The organism is Fodinibius halophilus, assembly GCF_011059105.1.
Lineage (GTDB): Bacteria > Bacteroidota > Rhodothermia > Balneolales > Balneolaceae > Fodinibius > Fodinibius halophilus.
Genome location: NZ_JAALLS010000028.1, coordinates 1 through 18,730, shown reverse-complemented (window position 1 = coordinate 18,730; position 18,730 = coordinate 1). Strand labels below are relative to the sequence as shown.

The following is an 18,730-nucleotide window of genomic DNA, read 5'->3' as shown; positions in this document are numbered from 1 at the left end:
AACAGACCATGAGTCTAGGATATATTATTAAAGAAGGGATGGCCGGTTTGAATCGTGCCCGGTTGGCTGCTTTTACCTCCATTTTTTCACTTTTTATTGCAGTTTTACTACTTGGGGTTTTGGCACGGGTTTCATATAACGCCTATGAAGTAGGGCAGTCCCTTAAAAAATCTATTGATGTAGAAATATTTTTAATTGATCTGGATGATCGTACCACCCGTGAGCTTTCCAACAAGTTAGATCGTAATGATTTGATCCAAAAGGTGAACTATATTTCGAAAGATAGTGCTGCAGCTATTTTTAAAGATGAGTTTGGAGCAGGAGGCGGCTCATTAGCCAAACTCGATTTCTTGCCGGCTTCCTTTAAAATAGAGATAAAACCGGAAACAGAGATCTCAAAAGTAGATTCTCTGGTACAACAGATTCAAACATACCGGGGGGTTGAAGAAGTAAAGTTTAACCAACAGTTGCTGCAGATGATCGAGGACCGCTTTAGAACGGTAGCTACTGTGGGAGGGGGCATTGGGGTACTAATCTTAATAGCCGCCCTTATACTTGTTTTTAATACCATTAGACTTACGATATACGCCAAACGAGGTCTTATCAAAGCCATGAAATTGGTGGGAGCAACAAATACTTTTATACGTCGCCCATTTGTAGTAGAAGGGGTTGTTCAGGGAATCATAGCCGGGTTACTGTCAATAGGGGTAATGTATTTATCGTTTCAATATCTGTTACCCAAGTATGTGCCCCAGTTCGGCATATTGGAATGGCCTTTTGGTCGCTGGTATTATCTGTGTGGTGCGATGCTTCTGTTGGCAATGTTCATGGGATTTTTGGGGAGCCAATGGGCAGCCAGAAGATTTATTAAGAAAACCTCCATCTCTGAATAGCTGGTAGTAGCGACCGAGATCGCCAGCTTGGACAAAACGATTACTTCCGTCCATCTTTGATGTATATCGCTTTTGATTGGCCTTGACCGGTAGAACGTTCTTCGACTTCAAACAGCTTAATCGCCTTAACGAGCTCTCCCAATTTTTGATATCCATAATTACGGGGATCAAATTCAGGAGACTGCTTTGCAATATAGCTTCCTACCTGTCCCAAGTGGGCCCAACCGCTCTCGTCTGATGAAGCCTCAATAGCACTACGAGTGAGATTGACAAGTTTGGTATCTTGTTTTAACTCATTGGTAGACATCTGTTTAAAAGAACGATCTGTTTCTTCTTCTACATCACTGCGTAATACTTCGGTGTAGATGAATTTATCACAGGCCGCGACAAAAGGATCCGGCGTTTTCTTTTCTCCAAACCCATATACCATTAAACCAGCTTCTCTAATTCGGGCAGCCAGCTTTGTGAAATCACTATCACTGGAGACGATACAAAAACCATCAAAGCGTTCGGTGTAAAGAAGATCCATGGCATCAATAATCATTGCACTGTCGGTCGCATTTTTACCGGTAGTATAGCCGAACTGTTGGATTGGTTGTATCGAATGATCCAGAAGATGCTCTTTCCATCCGCGCAATTTTGTTGATGTCCAATCTCCATAAATTCGTTTTACATTGGCAGTACCATATTTTGCAATTTCAGCAAGAAGGCCCTCAACAATGGCAGGTTGGGCATTATCGGCGTCAATAAGTACGGCTAGCTTATCAGAAATTTGAGAATCCATGAGTTTGTAATAAAACGAATGTTATTTATTTTCTTACTGCCTAAAAACAAGGTACGACTTTAGCAGCAAAGTCCAATATTTGTATCTTTCTTTGGGGGCAATTAACTAAAATGATGCACAGTGTTTTTTTAAAAAAGCAGGGTTTTTAGGCGTATATGGTGTACAGGGACTTATTGATAATTTTGATATCAGAAATCTTAATATTGAGTTAACACTAGTTTCCACAATTTAAGATACCTTTGATCTCAGCAATATTAGCATGCCAAACACATCATAACTCAATTCTAAAACTAACTTTTAAAAATGGTTAAAAAGTTTTTTGCACTCGTTCTATTCAGTGGTCTGTTTATCGCCTCTTGTGGCTCAGGTGGTTCCGAAGGTAATAATGAAATTAAAATTGACGGTTCCAGTACTGTTTTCCCTATTACTGAGGCAGCTGCCGAAGAGTTTAGAAAAGAAGCTCCTAATGTTCGGGTAACTGTTGGTGTTTCCGGAACCGGTGGTGGATTCCAAAAGTTTTTGCGCGGAGAAACCGACATTAATAATGCTTCTCGTGAAATAAAACCCAGTGAAGTTAAAACGGCCAAAGAAAATGGTATTGATTATTTGCGACTGTCTGTTGCATTTGACGGTCTTGCTGTTGTCGTCAATCCTGAAAACGATTGGGTTGACCACCTTACTGTCGAAGAGCTAAAAACAATTTGGGAACCATCTGCACAGGGCGAAGTGACCAAATGGAGTGATATTCGTGATGAATGGCCAGACAAGGAACTGCACCTTTTTGGACCCGGCGTTGCTTCGGGAACTTATGACTACTTCACTGAAGCTATTGTAGGGGAGAGCGGAGCCAGCCGTGGCGACTTTACAGCCAGTGAAGATGATAATGTGCTTGTGCAAGGGGTGAGTACAGACGACTCTGCACTTGGGTTTTTTGGGCTCGCTTACTACGAAGAAAATATGAATAAGCTAAAGCTTGTGCCCATAGAAAACGAAAACGGAAAAGTGGTAAAACCTACACTAGAAACCGTTTCCAATAATACCTATTCACCATTATCCAGACCGCTTTTCATTTACGTTCGAAAAGAGGCTGCACAGCGTGATAATGTTCAGAAATTTGTTAATTTCTACTTGGACAAGGCCCCCATGTTTTCTAAGCAGATTGGATATGTACCTATGCCAGATTCTGCGTACAAGGCACAGAAGCAGAAATTTAAAACATTCCATTCTCAGCCAGACTCCACGGCTTCAGCAAAATAGAATTATATAGTAAGACTGCCGTCTAATATACGGCAGTCTTATTTTTTAGCTCTAGTTGACACATATGAGGATAAAAGAAAAAATTATTGAAAAGATACTGGCGGCTTGTGCGCTGGTAACGGTGCTTACAACATTGGGCATCATTCTTATTTTAGCTATTGAGGCTTTTAGTTTTTTTGGAAAAGTATCCATTGTAGAATTTTTCACCTCTACCCAATGGACCCCACTATTTACCCAAAAAAGTTATGGCATTTTACCCCTGTTAAGCGGTACGGCATTAACGGCACTTATTGCTATTACAGTAGCATTACCGGTAGGTATCATTATTGCGGTTTATTTGAATGAATATGCCCCCAGAAGGGTAAGGAAAATTCTAAAACCCTTACTCGAAATATTAGCGGTAGTACCTACTGTAGTTTATGGTTTTTTTGCCCTGATGATTGTTACTCCCATATTGCAATCATTTATTCCGGGACTTTCGGGTTTTAACGCATTGTCACCCGGTATCGTAATGGGGATAATGATTATTCCTTTTGTTTCATCCTTAAGTGAAGATGCTTTAAGTTCTGTACCTGATTCTTTGCGTCAGGCTTCTTTTGGGATGGGATCTACCAAATTCCAAACTGCATTTAAGGTGATGGTACCTGCAGCATCTTCCGGGATTATAGTCTCAGCTATATTGGCAATTTCACGTGCAATAGGAGAGACCATGATTGTAGCTATTGCAGCAGGTAGCCAACCCCGGTTTACCTTTGACCCGATGGTGCCTATACAAACCATCACCTCATATATTGTACAGGTTAGTATGGGGGATGTGCCTCATGGATCAATAGCTTATCAAACAATTTTTGCAGCAGGTATCACCCTGTTCATCTTTACCTTCATACTCAATAACATTAGTTATTGGATTAAGACCAGATATCAACAGAAATATGAATAGTACGGATACAAGCAGAACTAAAGATAAGGCCTTTCGCATCCTGGGTATTAGCACTACGGTAGGTTGTGTGCTGATATTGGCCGTTTTTATCGGCTTTATTATCTACCAGGGAATGGAACGGTTGAGCTGGGAATTTCTAGTAAGCTTACCCTCCAGATTTGCTGAGCAATCAGGTATTTATACCGCCTGGATCGGAACCTTATGGGTACTGGTACTTACGACTCTTATTTCTTTTCCTTTGGGAGTGGGAGCGGGGATATACCTCGAAGAATATGGCAAGAAAAATAAGCTGGCTAAGTTTCTAGAGATTAATATTGCAAACCTGGCAGGTGTACCATCAGTAATATACGGTTTGCTCGGTCTTGAAGCATTCGTTCGAATAATGAAGATGGGTAACAGTATCTTGGCCGGTTCTTTGACACTAGCACTGTTGATATTGCCCATTATTATCGTATCTACGCGAGAAGCCATCAGCGCTGTTCCCAGCTCTATTCGTGATGCCTCCAATGCACTGGGGGCTTCAAAATGGCAGACAATCTGGCATCAGATATTACCGGCCTCTTTTGGGGGTATATTAACCGGTGTAATCCTGGCCCTTTCACGAGCGGTAGGAGAAACGGCTCCATTAATTGTAGTTGGAGCTCTTGCTTATGTTCCTTTTGCACCACAGGGGCCAATGGATGAATTTACAGTGTTGCCCATTCAGATATTTAATTGGGTTTCGCGTCCACAGCATGAATTTGTCATAAATGCAGCCGCTGCTATTATCGTACTACTGTTTATTACCTTTTTGATGAATGGTATTGCAGTATACCTTAGAAATCGCTGGCAGAACAAAATGAACTGGTAATACAAGTAAATATTTTCAATTTAGCGAATAAAGATCATGGAATCGGAAACTAAGAGTCCAAAGGCAACACAAGAAAAAACTGAGCCTAAAATGGATTCTAAGTCCCAGAACTATAAATTACATGCTAAGAACATCGATGTGTTCTACGATGACTTCAAGGCTATTAATAATATTAGTTTGGGTATTTTAGAAAAGTCCATTACTGCTTTTATCGGGCCTTCGGGATGCGGAAAATCTACTTTCCTGCGACTATTTAACCGTATGAATGATTATATCGACGGTTTTAGCATGAATGGAAATATTTTATTAGATGATAAAAATATCTATGATCCTGATCTAAAAGTAGAAGAGTTGCGAAAAACCGTTGGAATGGTCTTCCAAAAACCCAATCCATTCCCAAAATCTATCTATGAAAATGTAGCTTATGGATTACGCATCCAGGGAATTAAAGATGAAGACTTTATTGAAGAGCGTGTAATAACCTCGCTAAAGCAGGCTACTCTTTTTAGTGAAATTGAAGACAACCTTGACAAGTCGGCGCTCTCTCTGTCAGGCGGGCAGCAGCAGCGGCTTTGTATTGCTCGTGCTCTTGCCGTAAAACCTTCAGTGTTACTGATGGATGAGCCTACTTCTGCACTTGATCCTATTTCGTCCGGTAAGATTGAAGATCTGGTTCACGAGTTAAAAAAGGATTATACTATCGTTATAGTGACCCACAATATGCAGCAGGCCGGTCGAGTCAGCGATAATACTGCATTTTTGTATATGGGATCGCTTATTGAGTATGGAGATACACAAAAAATATTTACAAATCCTGAAAAAGATCGCACCCAAAACTATATTACCGGTCGATTTGGATAATCAATAGCCCAAAAAAATAAAAAGGACTTATCACATGTCACAGCACATTGATACAGAAATAAAGCTATTAAAAGACAACGTATTGGAGCTGATGTTCTTGGTTAAGAATCAGCTTGAGAAAGGGCAGAGAGCACTTGATAACTTTGATGAAGAGCTGGCCCACGAGATAATGGCCAACGAAAAACGAGTAGACAGTCTCGAACTTACGATCGACAGAGATTGTGAGGAGTTATTGGCGTTGCATAATCCCGTTGCGGTAGATTTACGGTTCGTAATGGCTGCTTTTAAAATAAACTCAGACCTGGAAAGGGTAGGCGACCATGCCAACAGTATTGCTAAGTATATCGTAGATTTTGGTCGTCAAATTGACGATAAGACCTTTGAGTCTATGCGTCTTAAGGAGATGTACGATACGTCTATTAAGATGATGAGTAATGTCTTTAACGCTTTTATTACTGAGGATACAGAGCTTGCCCGCAAGGTATTTAAACTCGACAAGACCTTGAATAAGATCAATCGCGAGACCTCCAAAGTGACGGCCAAATTAATCAAAGAAGATGTAGAACAGACGCAAAACTATCTTTATTTGTTTTCCATAATCCGTAAACTCGAACGGGTAGGCGACTTGACCAAAAATATTGCAGAGGAACTCATCTTTTATATGGAGGCCAAAGTTCTTAAACATAAGAAGCGTAACTCAAATAATAACGGGAACTAAAGACTCGCACCACGTTTTTTATTGGTAACTGCAGGTAAAGGGTAAAAAGATCAGCACCTTATAAGTACCTGTATATTTTTTTTACAGCACACAAAAAGATCAGTACAAAAAAAATAAATTATTTATGAAACGCATCATCCTAGCATGTGTAGGGTTACTATATACATTAACATTTTCATCACAAGCACAGGTGGCAGTAGGTGAAAAAGGGAAACTGAAAGGAAAAGTTTTCAGTGATTACTACTGGATAGCTCAAAACAATAACAACGATATCGTAAACCAAAATGGGTTTTGGTTCCGTCGTATTTATTTAACCTATGAGCGGAAATTCAGTGATTCTTTTTCCAGTCGGCTACGATTCTCTACCAGTAATCCCGGGGATTTCCAAAGCAGCTCAAAGATGGTTCCCAGTGTAAAAGATGCTTACTTGAAGTGGAATAATGGGCAGCATCAGATCTTGGCCGGTATCTCATCCACCCCAACATGGGGACTTGTAGAAGATATATGGGGGTATCGATCCGTAGAAAAATCGCCGCTCGATCTTCATGATTTCGGAAGTTCTCGAGATATGGGGCTCTCTTTTAAAGGATCAATTGACGAAGGGGGGAAATTGAATTACCACTTTTTTGTAGGGAACGGCAATAGCAATAAGACCGAACTCGATAAAGGTAAAAAGTTAATGTTATCGCTGGGGTATGAAATTACCGAACATTTTGTAGTAGAGGTTTACGGTGATTGGAATGATACAGCTGACAATCCTAGTAAAACAGATAGCCAGACCCTTCAGTTTTTTGCTGGTTACCGGTCTGATGATTTCAATTTTGGTGCCTTGTATGCCAATCAACATCGTAATGGTTCCTTTATTGGTGGGGCTTCAACAGAGGTAGAATTAGTTTCTGCATTTACCAATATGGCTTTTAGTGATAATGTAAATGGATTTCTGCGTGCTGACCATATGTTTGACCCTTATGCCGGTGGAAGCAGTAATTCATATATTCCGTTTGCTGAAACAGCAGAATCTATATTCATTGTGGGGGGCGTAGACTTCAAACTAGATGATAATATCCGGTTAATGCCCAACCTCGAAGCTATTGTATATTCCGATCCTATTGTTGGGCCAGAGCTCGATCCCGACCTTATTCCCCGGCTGACCCTGTATTATAAGTTCTAAAAGAACTGTTTTATTGATGCCCTGCTGACATAACAGTGAGCAGGGCTTTTTTATGGGCAGCGTTTTGTACTGATGGCTATAAAGAGCTATTGCTTAAAAGCGGTGACAGGGGCATCACTAAAAGCATCAACTACAAATTGCCATCTCCCATCCGATTTTTTTCGTAAAATTGTAACAAACTTTCCTGCAGATTTAAACGGTTTACCCTCGTTGGGGAAGGCCTCAAATTTATAATATCCCACATCGTAGGCCATATTACCTGACGTTTCTCTTTCTACAATATCAAACGAGATCTTCAAAGATGAGCCTCGTTTTTGGGCACTTTCGAAGGTCCCTCTAAAACTATCAATAATATTCCCAATACCTTTCCTGATGCTATCTTCGGGGTTGGGAGTCAAGTAGTAGGCTTCTTTATGATAGAGGGCCGCGACCATAGACAGGTTTAACTGCTCGTAGGCTTTGCTGAATTGTTCATACACCTTATCAACAGACTTTGGAGCTTTTTGACCAAATGCCGGGGATATCCCTATAAAAAGAAAAAGGAGCGAAAGCAGAACAAAATTACAGTATGATTTTAATATGCTCATATCATGATGAATTTCAGATTATAAGTATCTAGTTTTTTAGAAAAATACTGGCAGCAATCTCTCATTATGATATTAAGAATAATAGTCAATATAACTAATTCTTTTATGGCAAGGTTGATAGGTTGCTTATATAACTAAATGGAATCAGGGTAATAATAAATAACTATCAACAATTCAGTTTATGATTTACTATGTTTATTCAAAATAATCTGTAACAATAAAACTGTGGTATCATGGGAAACAGCAAAAGCTCTGAAAACAGTAACACGGAAGATATCAGTAAGTGCCCATTTCACAATGGATCGCACAGAGAAACAGCCGGAGGGGGGACTCAAAACCGAGATTGGTGGCCAAACAAATTGAATTTGGACATCCTTCGTCAGCATTCCTCATTATCGGACCCAATGGATGAAGATTTTGACTATGCAGAAGAATTTGAAAAGCTGGATCTAAAGGAAGCAAAGCAGGACCTTTATGATCTGATGACCGACTCTCAGGATTGGTGGCCGGCAGATTGGGGGCATTATGGTGGGCTTTTTATCCGCATGGCCTGGCACAGTGCCGGAACCTATCGCGTAGCAGATGGACGAGGCGGTGGAAGTACCGGTAATCAGCGGTTTGCTCCGCTCAACAGCTGGCCCGATAATGTTAACCTTGACAAGGCACGCCGTCTGTTATGGCCGGTGAAGAAGAAGTATGGCAAGAAAATTTCCTGGGCCGATCTGATGATTTTAGCCGGAAATTGCGCATTGGAATCGATGGGTTTTGAAACCTTCGGCTTTGGCGGTGGACGCGAAGATATCTGGGAACCCGAAAAAGATGTTAACTGGGGACCTGAAAATGAGATGCTGGCAGATGAACGCCACGATGAAGACGGAAATCTGGAAGGACGATTAGCCGCAGACCACATGGGGCTCATTTATGTAAATCCTGAAGGGCCCAATGCCGAACCGGACCCAGAAAAAGCAGCAGAATTTATACGCCAATCGTTTGCGCGTATGGCAATGGATGATGAGGAAACCGTAGCACTTATTGCCGGGGGACATACTTTCGGTAAAGTTCATGGTGCTGCTTCCGAAGATCATAAAGGGGCAGATCCCGAAGCGGCTTCTATAGAACAGCAGGGATTGGGCTGGCAAAGCGATTACGGCAGTGGAAAAGCCGGTGATACCATATCGAGTGGGCTAGAAGGTGCCTGGACCAGCAACCCTATTGAATGGGATATGGGCTTTTTTGAAAACCTGTTTGAATATGAATGGGAGCTAACGAAAAGTCCGGCCGGTGCCTGGCAATGGGAACCCAAAGATGAAGAAGCACAAAATACCGTGCCCGATGCCCATGATTCGAGCAAGAAGAATGATCCTATGATGCTCACAACAGATCTGGCACTAAAGGCAGATCCTGAGTACAGAAAGATCTCGAAACGGTTCTATGAGAATCCGGATGAATTTGCTGATGCTTTTGCTCGCGCTTGGTTTAAGCTTATCCACCGCGATATGGGACCAAAAGAACGATATCTCGGACCGGAAGTCCCCGAAGAAGATCTGATCTGGCAAGATCCCATTCCCGAAGTTGATCATGAGCTTATTAACGAAGAAGATATTGCTGAACTGAAGGAAGAGATCTTGGATTCCGAACATTCAGTATCAGAACTGGTATCAGCAGCATGGGCTTCTGCCGCTACATATAGAGATTCGGACAAACGAGGTGGTGCCAATGGGGCTCGTGTTCGCCTTGCTCCCCAGAAAGATTGGGAGGTAAACAACCCAGAACAATTGGCTCAGGTGCTTTCAACGCTGGAAGATATACAGGAAGAGTTCAATAATTCCCAGTCAGGGGATAAGAAAGTTTCACTGGCTGATCTTATTGTACTCGGCGGTTGTGCAGCTGTTGAGCAGGCAGCACAAGAGGCCGGTCATGATGTTGAAGTGCCATTTGAGCCGGGTCGTGCAGATGCAACTGCCGAACAGACCGATGAAGAATCATTTGAATGGCTCAAGCCTGACGCTGACGGCTTCCGCAACTATTACGACACCAACCGGAATGCTACAGCAGAAGAACTCTTGGTAGATAAAGCACAGCTTATGTCACTAACAGCACCTGAAATGACGGTACTGCTGGGCGGTATGCGTGTGCTGGATACCAACTATGATGATTCCGACCACGGGGTGTTTACCGACAATCCGGAAACCTTAACGAACGACTTCTTTGCCAACCTCCTTGATATGAGTACCACGTGGGAGGCGAAATCGGATGACCAGGAAGTGTTTGAGGGCCGCGATCGTAACACCGGTGAACTTCAGTGGACTGGCACCCGTGCTGATCTGATCTTTGGTTCAAATTCTGAACTGCGTGCGCTTGCCGAAGTGTATGCTACGGATGATGCCGAAGAGAAGTTCGTTGAGGACTTTGTAGCAGCATGGGATAAAGTGATGAACCTGGATCGGTTTGATCTGGATTAAAGTAGTAGTCAATATTGTTATCAGGATAATAACCGATCTTGGTAACAAACGTATTCTATCTCAATAATGGAATGGGGACAGCTTGGAAACAGGCTGTCCCTTTTTTAGTTCTAATACCCAAAATGCTAACGAGCTTATATTCAAAAGTTTAGAGCATCCTCAAAAAACAAGAGTCTTATTATTGATATAAAATAATCAGAGTATCTTTGAATGTTATTCGGTATTGAAGCTTGTTTTAGAAGTATCGTTAAATGCGATCGTTATAAAAAAAGATCAGAACGTTCTTAATGCTTAAAATTTATAGGTGACACCAAAACGTATTGCTGCCTCAAGTACTCGTTGATGCGTTGATCTTTTTGCTGAAAAAGGAAAGATGGAATGTAACTTAACATATGGATTTACAAATATTGATGTCCCGGAATCAAATTCATAATTAGCTCCAAGACCGGCCATCCAACCTATTCCTGATTGGTTGTCTACGGCGTTCGCTTGACTAATGTCAATATCAAATAACACGCCACTGTTGGCATAGAAAATTTGAAGAAAGTTAGCTCTTAATGAAATCGGGATATCTATCAGCGAAACATCGGTAAAATAAGGCTCAGTGCTACTACCGGGATTGAAATGCGGGGTTACCTTCATTTGATGTTTTGTATACCCAACTGCTGTCTCAATATCTAACCAATTTTTCCATGGATGAATATAGATAATCCCCACTGAAAAAAATGTATCTCCATCGTAACCCGGAGTACCTAAAGTTTTTCCGAAGTGGGTAACACCGCTGGAACCAAAAGGAGCAATGCTGATTCCGAATTCACCGGTATTTGATGATTCCTGGGAGGTTTGTGCTTGGGTAATGCCATAGAATATGAAAAAGAGACTAAGGGTGAGTATCGTTTTGAACTTCATTTTAATCTTGGTTAATCTTGATGGATTTTGTGTATATACGAGGCATTGAACAATGAATATCAAACCTTACAAAAAGCATACAACTTGGAAGCTAAAAACAAAATGGTTCTCATCGATTATTGAAATCCTTTAAATGATCATCTACTTACAGGCAATTTACTACAAACCAAGCGTAGGCAACTGTTTTACTTTATGATACATTAATGCCGCCGCAATACATTTTTTTAACACAACTTTTGGAATTTCTTCATCCATGTGAAAGATAATAGCACGATCTCCTTCAAATTCAAATACATCGGAATACAGTCGCTTAAATGTTGGAACTAATTCGGTTGAACAGGTAAAATAGATTGCATATTGGTCGGGGGTCTTTTTTTTCCAATCAATTCGCACAGTACTTCCATGTTTGGCAATATAGCTTGGTTCGCCCCATTTTAGCGTTTCTTCTAATGTTGGTACTTGTTCCGTTTCATTAGCTGTTTCTATGATCAAGCTTCGGAGTGCAACCATCTTTTTTCGTGCCGAGGCAGGGTATTTATTGAAAGCCGATTCTACGTCAGGAGTAGTTTCTATTATTAGGTTTTCCATTTCTATGTGATTTATAGCATTTCTATTCACCGTCAAGATATAATGTCCTTATGACAAGGGTATGTCAGTTGATTAACTCATTATCTAATAGGTAATTAAAAAAATGGGACTAAAAAAGTAGAATCATAGGCTACCTAGACTGGTTGCCCCAATATGCAGTAATGCTATCCGGAAGTTTGATGGCTATCTTACAGGCTTTGGTGGGGCACCGTCCACCAAGCCAAGCTGTTAAAATAATCAGCAGATCATTCATACCATAGAAATCGAGCGCTTGCTAATATAATGGTTACCAAGGGTATAACTTTTTAGGTCGTGTCTTTACCCACTCTTCCAAATTCTCTCTGGGAATATTGGCCAACAAAATAAAATATGAGTAATGGTATCATAGCAAACTTTAAAAAAAGCTCATCAAGATTGAAATAAACCACAATTGACAATAGGGCACCCATTATTATTATCATTAGAGCGTCAAAAAATGATTTCTTCATCGCAACCATTCTTGAATGATGATATTTTTTTATTTGTAGAGTTAGATATTGGAATCAATTTTTTGAGATCAAAAGTTTAGCAAAATAATCTTTATTCTCAAGCTCTACATCGTGTTTAGGATAGGGTTTTAGTGAGAGAAATTGGACCTTATATTCAGAAAAACGAACTTGGTTGGGCTCTAGTAGAGTATTAAGGTTTGCCTTAGTGTCATTCAATTCAATAACAATTTCTGCATTCCCCAACCAAATACAAGATACCCCTTGGGGACACCTTGAGTCTGTCAAAACATCATTAAACCGAAGGGTGATACCTTCTTCAGGGATAGTGATTTCTTGCCCATATTCAATTGTAAATTCTTCTCCAATCTTGGGCTGAACGGGAGACTTGGTATTTTCGCAATTGAGTAAAACTGATATGATCAGAAGTATGACTAACCTTTTCACGGGTACCACTTTTTATTGTGTACACATTCTAATATCAAGATAACTATTGTCGTGTTCAAAAGATTAATGGAATATAAAACGCTGAAAAAGCATGTTAGCAGGGCAGAGGTAAATATATGGATGCCCAGACACGCCTTCTGAAGTAGTGTCTACGTAGACACTACTTCTTTGACTCAATAGCCCTTTGAGTGCAGGTAATTACTTGGGGTTTACTTGCCGAACCTTTTTTGAGGAGATCCTGAACTAAGTTCAGGATGACAAGTGGTTGTATTATTTGGGCTTTGGTGTACTTCGCGAGCTGAGAAAGAGTGACTATTGCGGGCTTACAAAATCGCCGGAATCTCTCTCAGTGACACCGCTTATAATTTTTAAACCAACGTCTGTCATTGCGCGGTGCCCCGTTTTACGGGGAGGAGTACCGTGGGTTATTGGTACGACGCGGCAATCTCCCCGAAGAAACTGTGTGATTCCTGAGGGGTGCTTTTTGCACACCTAATGACACGGGTTTTGAATAAATAGAAAAAGAACCTACAGCCGACTTGCCCTGCAGGGCTTTCTCAGACAACGAATTTTATGTGTAATCGGGCACTTTTTTCCGTGTCTTGTTCTATGGAGAGATTTTTTTACTGAAAAAAGAACATACACTCCATAGTGAGGCCATTCCAATAAAGAGGTAGCTTTACAGAGCTGATAACATCAAATAATCCCACACCAATTCGGTGAAGGCGTTAAAGTATATATCAGAACGCTATTTTAAGCTATCTTTCCAGTTTTCAAAATCATCAATCAGGTCACTGTTAACAATCCGAGCCCTACCTTCTGTGACATGTATACCCAATAGAGGGACGGTACCCGTACTTTGCGATGTTGGCCAAACAGGTCCACCACTCATTCCTTTTTTAGTATCTACCTCGTAATAAAATGTAGAATCATTGGGGATTGGGTGTTTAACTTTGCCAGTGAGATGTTCCAGTTTGATACTGGGGTAACCTGCGACTTCAATTTCTTGCACATTTTCAATATTGGTATCTCTGGTCAGCGTTAGTATTTCGGTAACCGGAATAGGCTTATTCAATTTCAAAAAAGCGTAATCAGTTGCGTACTCTTTATTGTAATGGCTGACTTTGCGAGTCTTACTAATACCTTCTTTGGAAACAATCGAAGTAACAATACTTCCATCATCAGCCTTGCAAGTTACTTGAACCCCCAAGAGCCTGGTACGCCAAGAGTCATATAAATTATGTGCAGCGGTGACGAGGTATTGGCCTTCAATCAATGTACCGGTTGAATTATACCCAGTACGAAAACCAATTATCCTAACCGCTCGTACCGTTTTTAAATAACAGACGTTTGAAGGAAGATCTGCCGGAAACATCTTTTGAGGCTTATCTAAAGTAATAGGTATAGAGGCACAGGAAGATAGGAACAAAGAAACCCAAATAACTGATAATGGACGAAGAATTTTTATGAACATATCTATAAAGATTTATGACAGTTCTATAACAAGCTTAGGCATACTTGGGTGCAAATAATTGTTTATTTGATAAGCAAGCTTTAGAGGCGGTTATTATTTATAACCATGTCCATAGTCATGGTAAGAAGAAATTGTGAGATAGTAGCAATCCAGATCTCGTATTGAAAATTCTTCTTCACCGGAATTAGGACTCCGCTCGATATCTCTTTCAATTTCCGTGTCCAGCTTCTCTGCTTGGTTCCGTATTTGCTCTAAGCGATCGGTTCGAAAATATAGAATAAGTCCATTTCCTGGCGTTATAGTTGTATCCATCATTGTTGGATGTTGATCTACTTCCCATTCATGAAGGCACAAAAGAACAGATCCCTCATCATCAGTAAGAATTTCGAACTTATCCCCACCATGACCATGAGATCGATTACAATCAAACAGCGTCTGATACCACGTGGCACTGGCGTCTACATCCTGTACAGCAATAACAGGCTCATTTCTAATCATATTTTTCAACCAATTATTATTTATCGGTATGTAAGAGCAAGCTACAAAATCTCAAAGCAAATGCCACCCAGAAGTCCACATAATTGGGGCGGTCTTAGTCTTGCAGTCCTTCATGCTCACTTGCTAGAAGGTCTATGTCAATAAGTGAGGCTGTATAGACTGTACCTAATTGGAGTTCGGATTGGTGTGAAAATGGCCCAAAATGAAACGGGTACAGATTTGTTTGTCCAAAATTAGTTTTAAGCCTATGAGAAGGGATTATACGACTAATACACTATTTGTAGAGCACTAAATATATTGTGATTAAATCACAGATTATTTCAAATTCTTATTATCAATTTGAGTTGACCATTTTACTTTTCTAAAAAGCAGCCAGAGACCAAAAGCAACCAGTGGAATGCTTAGCCATTGCCCCATGTTTAATGCACCGGTAGCGAAGGCTGCTTGCTGATGTTTCAAATATTCAAGAAAGAAACGACCGCCAAATAATGTTACTAAAAACATGCTAAACATTGCGCCTTCAGGTGGCCTATTTTCGTAGTGCTTATAGATGTACCAAATGATGGCAAATATAAATAGACAAAGCAGTGCCTCATAAAGCATACTTGGATGACGTGGCACCATACTTAAATCGGGCCGGCGGGCAAAAACAATTCCCCAAGACAAATCGGTAGGTTGGCCCACGATTTCAGAATTCATGAAATTACCCAACCGGATGAGGGCTCCACCGATAGATACCGGTACAACAACGCGGTCAGCTAGCCAAAAGAAACTCATTTTTTCATACTTTTTTACGTAAAAATAGATGGCTAATAAAATACCAATAGCTGCTCCATGGCTAGCTAATCCGCCATTCCAAATTTTGATGATTTCTAATGGATTTTGCAGATAAAGCTGAAAATCATAAAATAAAACATGCCCCAACCGTGCCCCGATAACAGTGCCAACTATTATAAACATTAGCAGCCGGTCAAGGTCTTCCTGGGTAAAACCAGCTTTATTATACATGTGATGCATAATAAATGATCCAATAACAAAGCTACTGGCAAAAAGCAGTCCATACCAACGGAACCGAATGGGCCCTATTTGTTGAATCTCAGGAGAAGGGAATATTAAAAAGATTAGCTGCCCACCAATGAATGCACTAATTATCAGTCCCCAAAATTTCCAGGTGGACGATTGTTGTTGTGATTTTTCTTCCGGGATGATCTTAGGATAGCTATAAAAAATTGCAATAATAGCAACGATAATTCCCCATATAGCAACAGGAAAGGGCAGATGAAAGGTACCCAAATTTACAATTTCAGGACTGGTATCCCATACCATAGCATTACGTGATAGCATTGAATAATATTTTGAATGGGGGACTTAAAAAGCTCTTTAACAACCTTGGGCATAACTGATACCCGTGTGAATGTAAATTCGATTGCAGTTTACTATTTGAAGCCCAGAAAACAAAACGAGCAGAAAGCAGGAGGGAGGCAATGGTGCTAGTGCGCTGGTTATACTAACTAATTACTCAGTTATTTGGCTTCTACCAACATCTGCAAGATAGGCAACAGCAAAACTAAGAGCGCCACCAATCACAGCCAAAAGTCCAAATCTCCATATGTGACCCAAAACTGGAATCTCTAAAATGGTGCCTGCATCGAAAATGCCGATAAATAGGTACAGTATAATAGTCGCAACCATAAAAGTAAGAAATGATGTGGTGAATCGCTTAGAGAACGAGGACCAATGTACCGCTCGTAATACAGCAAATGTTGCTATTATAAGAGCAGTATATGGAATAAAGATGGCAAATCCTTTTGAGGTGAGTAAAGTTGTTATAATAAGAACAGTACCGCCAAGAATTCCTAAAGAAAGTGCAATTGGTGCGGGCTTTTTAGTACTCTTGAAATAAAACATATCCTTAATTTTAAGTATGGAAGACAATTATTAATCATAAAAAATGATTACAATTATGTAAAATTCATGGCAATATCAGTTCCAAAGATCATTAAGCATTAACGAAAAGTAATAAGGGATAATGACCTTGCTGTAAGGGGGCGTGTAAAACAGCGCTATATACTGCTTTTTATCTATTTCTTAACACAATAGACTTTATAACTATCACCTTTGATCTAAAAATTTATATAACCCACCTTTCCATATGTCTGGGTCTTCCGTTTTATAAATAAATAGTATGTAATGATTTGGAATATAACGGGCTGATAAAGTACCTTGAGGAGCTCGCAAACTTCCAATATAGGTTGCATCTTGGGAGAAGATATCGAAAACAGGTGCTTCTGCTTCAGATGGAGTAAGCAAAGCCCAGAGTCGCCCTTTTTGATCCGGGAAAAAGTCAATAAAACGAGGTTTGTGAGTTGGTATCTTATCTTTTGAGTTCAATCCGGTAATTTGGTGCATTCTTTGTTTTTCATTTTTCAGTTCTTTTATCTCCTTATCAGTGTATGTAACTGCTGGAATGCCAGAACGTGTAAAAAGAAGGGTCTCATTTGTTTGGGGATTTATCTTATATATTCTATAGCTGGTATCTTGGGGAGAGGTGAAGAAAACCAAATCTTTCATAAAATGAAGCCCACAAAAGGTACAGGATTTCTGATCATCGGGCACAGAATCACCCCATTCCAGTTCCATTTGAAAAAATGCTTCCTTTTCCCCTGATTCCGGATCATATAAACGCATAAAAATATCACTGGGATTGCTGGCTCCCTCTTTGAACGGATTGTTAGTAATTACCAATTGATTTGCCACCCAATGTAACCTGGTATGCCAACCCGGATCTAATGATTCTATATCCAGCGAATCCCCAAAAATATTTAGGATCGTAAATCTGGCGTTGTTAAGGTCAGCTACAGCTACTTTACCATTGGAATTGATTGCAGCATCTGTAATATTAGTGAATTCAGCAGGTCCTCGGCCCGTGCCTCCAAGTGTTTGGAGTAACGAACCCTGTTTATCAAAACGATTGATTGTATTTAAGGAGTAATCAGCAAGAACAAGGCTTGTATCCTTGAGTATTACTCCTGCGGATCGCGGATCAGGAACTACGGCAGGGGAATTAATTTTCCACTCATTAATTAACGTTAATTGTATTTTTGTGTCAAACTGGTCAGTGGGGGTAGCATTTTCTGACTTGGAATTACAGCCGCTAAATAAAATGATAAATAGTATTAGATTAAAACTTGTATAGATTAATCTCATTTATAGTAAGGCCTCAACTACCTCTATTTTATTTCTGTCTTGGTTATAGCCGTTGTTATTGCATGGATATATTGGAAAGTACTTTTCCCAATCAAATTACCCTTAACTTATCCACCTCCAAATTAGCAGGGATGAAAGGTGAGGCACGTCCGCTTGAATGCTATTTAGGTGTTGGTAATACCACCGGCGGGAGGGCAAATTCAAGGGTTAGGCTCGAGGCCTTACGGGAGGGCTAGCCTGTCTCCCGCCGTGCTGGTATTGTTAAATATGAGAGATGGTTTTGCACATCTCAACTCGGTAGGGTAGTCTAATAAATGCGCGGGTTAGGTAATTTTACATCAGTTTAGCTCCAAAGTATAGCAACCCCGAACAAAAGAACCAGACTATCCACTGACCCAATACAAAATAGTTCGTTTTATTCTGTGTCAATAGTGCTAATTGAATAAACCATGATATACCCCAGAGTAAAAATAATAGACTCAATGAATAGGTTAAGCCTTTTTCAAAAGGGATAAGATCCGTAAATAAGATAACTAATAAAATAACTGACAACACGAATAGATCCATGAACTTGCTACATTTTGGTGGACACCCAGTTA

18 protein-coding genes are annotated in these 18,730 nt (G+C 40.3%); 8 read left to right on the top strand and 10 right to left on the bottom strand.

What is annotated here, in order from left to right; translation table 11 throughout:
- Positions 1–8: 8 nt before the first annotated feature.
- Positions 9–893 carry a cell division protein FtsX gene (locus G3569_RS16445; RefSeq protein WP_165271179.1) on the top strand — a complete coding sequence of 295 codons (885 nt, stop codon included), beginning with the start codon at positions 9–11 and terminating at the stop codon, positions 891–893.
- Positions 894–933: 40 nt separating this feature from the next.
- Here G3569_RS16445 and G3569_RS16440 read toward each other — a convergent pair whose 3' ends face one another.
- Positions 934–1,677 (bottom strand): NYN domain-containing protein, encoded by a 744-nt coding sequence (locus G3569_RS16440; protein WP_165271178.1) that lies wholly within the window; start codon positions 1,675–1,677, stop codon positions 934–936.
- Positions 1,678–1,980: 303 nt separating this feature from the next.
- On the opposite strand from G3569_RS16440, the gene G3569_RS16435 reads away from it, so the two are divergent.
- The 6 genes from G3569_RS16435 to G3569_RS16410 all read left to right on the top strand — a co-directional run bounded on the left by G3569_RS16435 (position 1,981) and on the right by G3569_RS16410 (position 7,474).
- On the top strand, positions 1,981–2,934 hold the full coding sequence (locus G3569_RS16435; protein WP_165271177.1) for a PstS family phosphate ABC transporter substrate-binding protein: 954 nt from the start codon (positions 1,981–1,983) through the stop codon (positions 2,932–2,934).
- A gap of 64 nt (positions 2,935–2,998) precedes the next feature.
- Complete coding sequence (pstC, locus tag G3569_RS16430; RefSeq protein ID WP_165271176.1) at positions 2,999–3,874, top strand: phosphate ABC transporter permease subunit PstC; 876 nt, start codon at positions 2,999–3,001, stop codon at positions 3,872–3,874.
- Positions 3,867–4,724 carry a phosphate ABC transporter permease PstA gene (gene pstA / locus G3569_RS16425; protein WP_165271175.1) on the top strand — a complete coding sequence of 286 codons (858 nt, stop codon included), beginning with the start codon at positions 3,867–3,869 and terminating at the stop codon, positions 4,722–4,724. The genes pstC and pstA overlap by 8 nt, the downstream gene beginning before the upstream one ends.
- Before the next feature lie 90 nt (positions 4,725–4,814).
- Positions 4,815–5,585 (top strand): phosphate ABC transporter ATP-binding protein PstB, encoded by a 771-nt coding sequence (gene pstB / locus G3569_RS16420; protein WP_240894755.1) that lies wholly within the window; start codon positions 4,815–4,817, stop codon positions 5,583–5,585.
- Between the two features lie 34 nt (positions 5,586–5,619).
- Positions 5,620–6,303, top strand: coding sequence for a phosphate signaling complex protein PhoU (gene phoU, locus G3569_RS16415; protein ID WP_165271173.1), 684 nt, complete (start codon positions 5,620–5,622; stop codon positions 6,301–6,303).
- Between the two features lie 124 nt (positions 6,304–6,427).
- Positions 6,428–7,474, top strand: a complete 1,047-nt coding sequence (locus G3569_RS16410; RefSeq protein ID WP_165271172.1) for a porin — start codon at positions 6,428–6,430, stop codon at positions 7,472–7,474.
- Between the two features lie 86 nt (positions 7,475–7,560).
- Here G3569_RS16410 and G3569_RS16405 read toward each other — a convergent pair whose 3' ends face one another.
- Positions 7,561–8,061, bottom strand: a complete 501-nt coding sequence (locus tag G3569_RS16405) for a YybH family protein (RefSeq protein WP_165271171.1) — start codon at positions 8,059–8,061, stop codon at positions 7,561–7,563.
- Positions 8,062–8,294: 233 nt separating this feature from the next.
- Between G3569_RS16405 and katG the strand changes: the two genes are divergently transcribed.
- Positions 8,295–10,523 carry a catalase/peroxidase HPI gene (gene katG / locus G3569_RS16400; protein WP_165271170.1) on the top strand — a complete coding sequence of 743 codons (2,229 nt, stop codon included), beginning with the start codon at positions 8,295–8,297 and terminating at the stop codon, positions 10,521–10,523.
- 291 nt (positions 10,524–10,814) lie between these two features.
- On the opposite strand, the gene G3569_RS16395 is transcribed toward katG, so the two are convergent.
- From G3569_RS16395 to G3569_RS16360, 8 genes are all read right to left on the bottom strand, one after another.
- Positions 10,815–11,432: a hypothetical protein gene (locus G3569_RS16395; protein WP_165271169.1), complete on the bottom strand. Its 618-nt coding sequence runs from the start codon at positions 11,430–11,432 to the stop codon at positions 10,815–10,817.
- A gap of 159 nt (positions 11,433–11,591) precedes the next feature.
- On the bottom strand, positions 11,592–12,020 hold the full coding sequence (locus G3569_RS16390) for a DUF1801 domain-containing protein (protein ID WP_165271168.1): 429 nt from the start codon (positions 12,018–12,020) through the stop codon (positions 11,592–11,594).
- A gap of 542 nt (positions 12,021–12,562) precedes the next feature.
- Positions 12,563–12,952 carry a hypothetical protein gene (locus tag G3569_RS16385; RefSeq protein ID WP_165271167.1) on the bottom strand — a complete coding sequence of 130 codons (390 nt, stop codon included), beginning with the start codon at positions 12,950–12,952 and terminating at the stop codon, positions 12,563–12,565.
- Between the two features lie 748 nt (positions 12,953–13,700).
- Positions 13,701–14,426 carry a trypsin-like serine peptidase gene (locus G3569_RS16380; RefSeq protein ID WP_165271166.1) on the bottom strand — a complete coding sequence of 242 codons (726 nt, stop codon included), beginning with the start codon at positions 14,424–14,426 and terminating at the stop codon, positions 13,701–13,703.
- A 93-nt stretch (positions 14,427–14,519) separates the two neighbouring features.
- Positions 14,520–14,924 (bottom strand): VOC family protein, encoded by a 405-nt coding sequence (locus tag G3569_RS16375; protein ID WP_165271165.1) that lies wholly within the window; start codon positions 14,922–14,924, stop codon positions 14,520–14,522.
- A 315-nt stretch (positions 14,925–15,239) separates the two neighbouring features.
- Positions 15,240–16,268, bottom strand: a complete 1,029-nt coding sequence (gene lgt / locus G3569_RS16370) for a prolipoprotein diacylglyceryl transferase (protein WP_205720256.1) — start codon at positions 16,266–16,268, stop codon at positions 15,240–15,242.
- Between the two features lie 171 nt (positions 16,269–16,439).
- Positions 16,440–16,832, bottom strand: a complete 393-nt coding sequence (locus G3569_RS16365) for a hypothetical protein (RefSeq protein ID WP_165271164.1) — start codon at positions 16,830–16,832, stop codon at positions 16,440–16,442.
- Between the two features lie 204 nt (positions 16,833–17,036).
- Entirely contained in the window at positions 17,037–18,131 is a 1,095-nt protein-coding gene (locus tag G3569_RS16360; protein WP_165271163.1) for an NHL repeat-containing protein, read from the bottom strand.
- Between the last annotated feature and the right edge of the window lie 599 nt (positions 18,132–18,730).